This is a genomic window from Winogradskyella rapida (assembly GCF_042675845.1).
Classification (GTDB): Bacteria; Bacteroidota; Bacteroidia; order Flavobacteriales; family Flavobacteriaceae; genus Winogradskyella; species Winogradskyella rapida.
In genome coordinates this window covers 1-5,461 of sequence record NZ_JBHTKM010000012.1, presented here as the reverse complement: position 1 = coordinate 5,461, position 5,461 = coordinate 1, and the positions used below count along the sequence as shown (strand labels likewise).

Annotated in this window: 5 protein-coding genes; all 5 read right to left on the bottom strand. The window is 31.4% G+C overall.

The genetic code is table 11. The features are described 5' to 3' along the window. Positions 1 to 650: 650 nt before the first annotated feature. The 5 genes from ACFQ13_RS03710 to ACFQ13_RS03690 all read right to left on the bottom strand — a co-directional run bounded on the left by ACFQ13_RS03710 (position 651) and on the right by ACFQ13_RS03690 (position 5,334). The gene (locus ACFQ13_RS03710; RefSeq protein WP_386114150.1) at positions 651 to 911 is read right to left on the bottom strand and encodes a hypothetical protein; all 261 of its coding nucleotides are present in this window, start codon (positions 909 to 911) and stop codon (positions 651 to 653) included. 179 nt (positions 912 to 1,090) lie between these two features. Then, complete coding sequence (locus tag ACFQ13_RS03705; RefSeq protein WP_386114149.1) at positions 1,091 to 1,828, bottom strand: DUF6794 domain-containing protein; 738 nt, start codon at positions 1,826 to 1,828, stop codon at positions 1,091 to 1,093. Positions 1,829 to 1,975: 147 nt separating this feature from the next. After that, the gene (locus ACFQ13_RS03700; protein WP_386114147.1) at positions 1,976 to 2,401 is read right to left on the bottom strand and encodes a c-type cytochrome; all 426 of its coding nucleotides are present in this window, start codon (positions 2,399 to 2,401) and stop codon (positions 1,976 to 1,978) included. Positions 2,402 to 2,795: 394 nt separating this feature from the next. Further along, the gene (locus ACFQ13_RS03695; RefSeq protein ID WP_386114145.1) at positions 2,796 to 4,556 is read right to left on the bottom strand and encodes an AAA family ATPase; all 1,761 of its coding nucleotides are present in this window, start codon (positions 4,554 to 4,556) and stop codon (positions 2,796 to 2,798) included. 214 nt (positions 4,557 to 4,770) lie between these two features. Then, positions 4,771 to 5,334, bottom strand: a complete 564-nt coding sequence (locus ACFQ13_RS03690) for a hypothetical protein (RefSeq protein WP_386114143.1) — start codon at positions 5,332 to 5,334, stop codon at positions 4,771 to 4,773. Positions 5,335 to 5,461 lie beyond the last annotated feature (127 nt).

Here is a 5,461-nt window from a genome sequence, read left to right as displayed (position 1 = left end):
TCTTCAAATTCCGCTATAGCTTTTTCGTTTGAACAACTAAAAGTCAGAAGTAAAATTATAGTTAGAAAGATGAATTTCATTGTTCGGTTATATGTTTGCCAACGGTCTTGTGTATGGTTAGTTGCGTGGTTAAGCAACTAATTTAGCAAAAATGAACCGAACGAGAGGAAATTCCGCAGGAATTTCCACGTAGGCAAGTCACAAGCAATTAATTATACACGTTGTTACCACACGTTTTTTTAATCAGATTATGAAAGCAACTAGGATTTGCAATAGAATCGACAAAATCGCAACAACTAAAAAGAATATAAATATGTTTTTCGAGATATTCTGTGTTTTTAAAAGTCGGAACTGGTTAAGATTGTTTAAAATCAACAATTCTTTTTCGTCCATTGCTCGTAATTCCGATAGCTTTTTGTATTTGCTGTATTTATCAAATTCAGTTGGCTCAATGTCATTAACATTTTTAATATTTTCCATATAGTGTTATCAATTTTTTAATTTTAAAATCAAATATATTATGTCAAAAAAAGCAATAGAGTTATTAGAAAACTCAAATAGTAAACTACAAGAAATAAAAGAAACATTAGAAAGAGTTCAGTCAGATATAGACTTTCTTAATTCCTATGCTTTTAACTATGTGGTTACAATTAAGAGTAAATCGAATTCATTAAGTTAGAAACTTCTGAATCGATAATTTTTTCAATTACAGTTTGAGTTTTTTTGTCAATATTATCATTACTTAACGAATCTAAATATTCAGATAATCCTTCTGTTATTTTTTGAACTTGTTTTGTTTTTTCAAGAGGCATACTTAAATAATTGAAATCATTATTTGAGTTAATAGGTTTTAAATGTAATTCTTTAAGTCTATTAATTTCGGCTTTTAGTTGCTCTACTTTGTCATTCATAATGTTATTTTTAAGCGTAATGTTTGTTCAAATGTGTGGTAACGTGTTTGTGTATGGTTAGTTGCGTGGTTGGGCAACTAAGTTAGCAAACTTTTACGAACCCGTGAATATTCCGCAGGAATATTCGCAAGTAGGGAAGAACCTAGCAATTAATTATACACGGTGTTGGCAACCGTATTTTATTTAATTATTACTTTCTCATAAACCATATCAACAACCAAATTTTTTCCTATTTCAACTTCCTTTTGATTGAAAACGGGATTTTTATATTCACAAGAATCACAGTTCGTAATTTCTATGGTTAAATTATATCGTTTCTTTTCCTTTATTTTTTCAATGACTTTACCCTCTATTAAACACTCAAAGTCGCTCGAGTCATCTGCTGTATATAAATAACTGTGCAAAGTAGTAGTGTCAGTTCCGTCATATCGCCAACTTCCAGAAAATGCAACTTGAACTACAGTTCCGATTTCTAATTCCTTAAATTCTTGCTTTAAGCTTTTCTTTTTATTCTTTAGTTCATTCCAATATTCTTTGTAGACACTTATCTGTCCATCAAGGTCAATTGGCTTGTTATTCAAGTCTCTGTGAAGCGAAGTTAAAATTAACGAAGACATATCGTCAGGATGATAAATTCCTTTAGATTTAAAAAATTTTGATATTCGGTTTTTGCCTTTCCATAATTCCCAACTATTTCTAATTCCCATTCCAGTTCTAAAATGTAATTCGGTTACAGCATCGCTTTCTTCTTTGTTTTTGAATTCCGTTTTGTCAGATTCCGACCATTCACAATTCAAATATTCGATTGCGTCTTTCAGATTTTTCGGAATATAATTTTCCTTATAATTTTTACAATCATCTTGTGAAAAGACTGTTCCGATAACAAAAAGTAATATGATTGCAATTGTGTTTTTCATATGGTTGCCAACGTGTTTGTGTATGGTTAGTTGCGTGGTTTGGTAGCTAATTTAGCAAACTTTTACAGACCAGAGAAAATTCCGCAGGAATTTTCGCAAGTAGGGAAGAACCTAGCAATTAATTATACACGGTGTTCTACGCAGTTTTTATTCCGCTTTCATATATTCATAAATTTCATTCAATTCCGATGATTTTAATGATTTTCCCCAAAGATTTCTGTGATAATCAATTCCTAATTCCTTGATTTTAGAACTGTCTATTTTTTCGTTTTTTATAGTCATCCATTTCCAAAGTAGAGTAGAGTCAGTTTTAGCCAAAGCTGGTCCAGTCATATTTTTGGTCAGTTTATGACAAGCTGCACAATTAGCATTAAAAATCTGTTTTCCTTTTTGAGCATTTTCCGTTAAATTCGGCGAAACGGTTCCGCAAACAAATTCAGGCGTTTCAGTTCCGCAAACCAAGTATGTCGGTTGGCTAATATTATATAGAAAGTAAGAAATTCCAATTACTAAAATCAAAAATCCACTTGAGATAATTAAAATCCGATTTGTTAACTTTTTAAATAGATTCATTTTTGTTTTTTTAAAATCCCGAACCATTTTAGATTTAAAAAAATCATTATCGCTAATATTATTCCGATGATTACATATTGATTCATTGGTAAGTTTTTAAAATCCGGTCGTTGAATTTTGTCAATTAAAAATGGAATGTATAAAAAGACTAAAAATATTGTAAACAATAGAAAAATCCATTTTCCAATAGATTTAATTGTATCCAAAATTTGAAGTTTATTCATTCGTTTGTTGTTTTGGTCCAATTGCGTAGAACGTGTTTGTGTATGGTTAGTTGCGTGTTTAAGCAACTAATTTAGTAAACAAAAACGAACGCGAGAAAATTCCGAAGGAATTTTCCAAGTAGGCACTTGCCAAAGCAATTAATTATACACGGTGTTGTGCTTTCGTTTTCTCACATAGCCTCAAACATTCCGGCTATTTCTTTTATTCCATCTTCCTCTTCTGCAATGGCAATATCAACATAGCATTCCCTAATACTCAAAGCGTTTCCTTTTAAAACTTCACTACATAATTTTGAAAAAATGATTTTTCCTTGAAATTCTATTTTCCAATCATCAGAATTTAATAACTCTTCTAACCTTGTTTTTTCATTTTCAAGCCATTCCAATGTTTTGGCTTTTTCCAATTCTGTCGAAAGTAAATTTAGATTAGTCTCTAGACCATCTGAAATTAGAGTTTTTATTTCTTCAAGAGTTTTTTGATTTATTGAGGTAACTTTTGGTACTTTGATTGAATAATTGGCTCCAATGTGCTCTTTGAAGTTTTTATATAAGTTAAAACCAACTGTCTCACTAGCAATTCTTTTCATTTCCGACTTAATATGTTCTACGGAAATATTAGTTCCATTTTTACTAAGGTATAAATGATTAGCTACTTTATGAAGAATTTCTTCATTCAGGAAATAGTTCTCAATATGTCTTCTTTTAAGACATACTAATTTTTGACCTTCTTCTAATTCATCAATTTGATCTTGCCTTAAGCCATCTCTGTCTCTTAACATATACATATCAACACCAAATACGGAATTTCTTAGCTGTTCTTCAACGGTTTTAAGTGCTCCAATATTAATTACAGAGCCAACTGGACTTATTTTTAATTCAGGATTAACTGATAAGGCAATTTTGTGATATGTAAGTCTATCAATACTAGAGGATTCTCCTTCAACAAAAACTAATTTTTTACCGACCGCAAATAATCCAAGATTCTCTCCAATTAGTTGAACTAATTCGTGATGACTGTGGTTTAAATCGCTTAATCTATGTGCTTGATTTGTTCCAGTTTGAGTTGAATCAATAAAGTATACATTTCCAGTAGAATAATATGTTGAGATTAAGTCAGCTGAATGAGTCAAGAAAATGAATTGGTTTGTATGCTCACCAATTGACTTTAATGATTCGATTAATTTAAAGGTAAGAGTAGGATGTAGGTGTAATTCAGGTTCATCAATAATTATTACTGAGTGTTTAATTTCTTTTCTAGCAACATCAAACAAAACCTTTACAACCTCCTGTTCTCCAGAGCTTAGAGCATTAAAAGGTAATGGTTGTCCAGATTCATCTTTATATTGAAATTCTCTTGGTTGCGCTGGATTAATATTAAGCAATTCTTTTCCAGGAAGAAGGTCTGAGAATATTTTTTTATATTTTTCAAAAGGGTCTGGATTTTTTTCAATTATTTCCTCTCCTTTTGTGGGTTCTTTCTTTAGTGAGTCAGCTAACTTTTTATCTCTAGAAGCCGATTTCTGATGAATATAATTGACGAAATTTTGCCAACGACCAGAAAATGCACTAAAGTAGAAATTACTTGGTCCAACAGCGTCATCTGGGTCTCCAGCTAACCAATTTACTTGACTATAACTAATAGCTTGGATACTTCGGTTTGAATCAATCTGAACTAAAGAACCAACGTATTTCCCAGCGCCATATTTTCTACTGTTTATATAGTTTTTTAAGACTTGGTTTTTTTGTCCTTTTTTGACCTCTATAATAGAGCCATTAAAATATTTTGGTTCTACTTCTTCTTTCCTAGTAGCTTCAATAGTCATATCCATTATCGGACTTCCTTGGAGAGTTTGAACAATGGCTTGTTTTAATCTAGTCTTACCTGCTCCATTTGCACCAGCGATAATTATGATATCTCCTAAATTATCCATTTCAATATTTTTTATGGGTTTGAAGTCAGTAATTTTAAAAGATTTTATTCTCATATGATATTTTTCTTTAATGAAGCACAACGGTCTTGTGTATGGTTAGTTGCGTGGTTAGGCAACTAAGTTAGCAAACTTTTACGAACCCGTGAAAATTCCGCAGGAATTTTCGCAAGTAAGGAAGAACCTAGCAATTAATTATACACGGTGTTGTATGCAGTTATTTTATCAGTCGGAATGAATTCAGAAACGGTTCAATTAATTCTTGTTCTTCTCCAAAATAGGTTAGTTGGTAAGACCTATTTCCAACAAAGAAAATTTTTCCTTTAATTCCTCCTTTTACTCCTCTCGGAACATTTGCGTCTGGGTTTAAAGAGTATTCAAAATATATTCCTTCCAGATTATGTTGTTCGGTTGATTCTTTTTTAGATCGCTTAAAAACACCTCCATATTTTGCCTCAAGTGTTTTAAGGATTTGATTGTAGGCTTGGTCTTTATCCCAAGATTCCATTATATACTCTGGGAAATCGATATATTCAGCCATATAAATCATTTGTTGACCAGCTACAGCTTGATAATTATAGATTTTGTATTTATCAGTACCTATTTGATTGTCAATAACTCTCAAAGTCGGTTTTAATGGGAAATCAATTATAAAATTCCCACTTTCGGAAGAAAACTCTTCAGATTCCGTTTTTTCCATTTCGGCTTTGTCTTTCGTTTGTGATTGACAAGAATTAAAAGTGAAAATTGTCAGTAGGATAATCAATAAATTTTTATTCATAAAGTTTGGTTTTAATTGCATACAACGTGTTTGTGTATGGTTAGTTGCGTGGTTAGGCAACTAAGTTAGCAAACTTAAACGAACCCGTGAAAATTCCGCAGGAATTTTCGCAAGTAAGCTCAAAAAA

Coding starts and splice junctions, on each gene's coding strand:
- ACFQ13_RS03700 (WP_386114147.1), bottom strand. CDS start 2,401: ATGAATCTATTTAAAAAGTTAACAAATCGGATTTTAATTATCTCAAGT.
- ACFQ13_RS03695 (WP_386114145.1), bottom strand. CDS start 4,556: ATGGATAATTTAGGAGATATCATAATTATCGCTGGTGCAAATGGAGCA.
- ACFQ13_RS03710 (WP_386114150.1), bottom strand. CDS start 911: ATGAATGACAAAGTAGAGCAACTAAAAGCCGAAATTAATAGACTTAAA.
- ACFQ13_RS03690 (WP_386114143.1), bottom strand. CDS start 5,334: ATGAATAAAAATTTATTGATTATCCTACTGACAATTTTCACTTTTAAT.
- ACFQ13_RS03705 (WP_386114149.1), bottom strand. CDS start 1,828: ATGAAAAACACAATTGCAATCATATTACTTTTTGTTATCGGAACAGTC.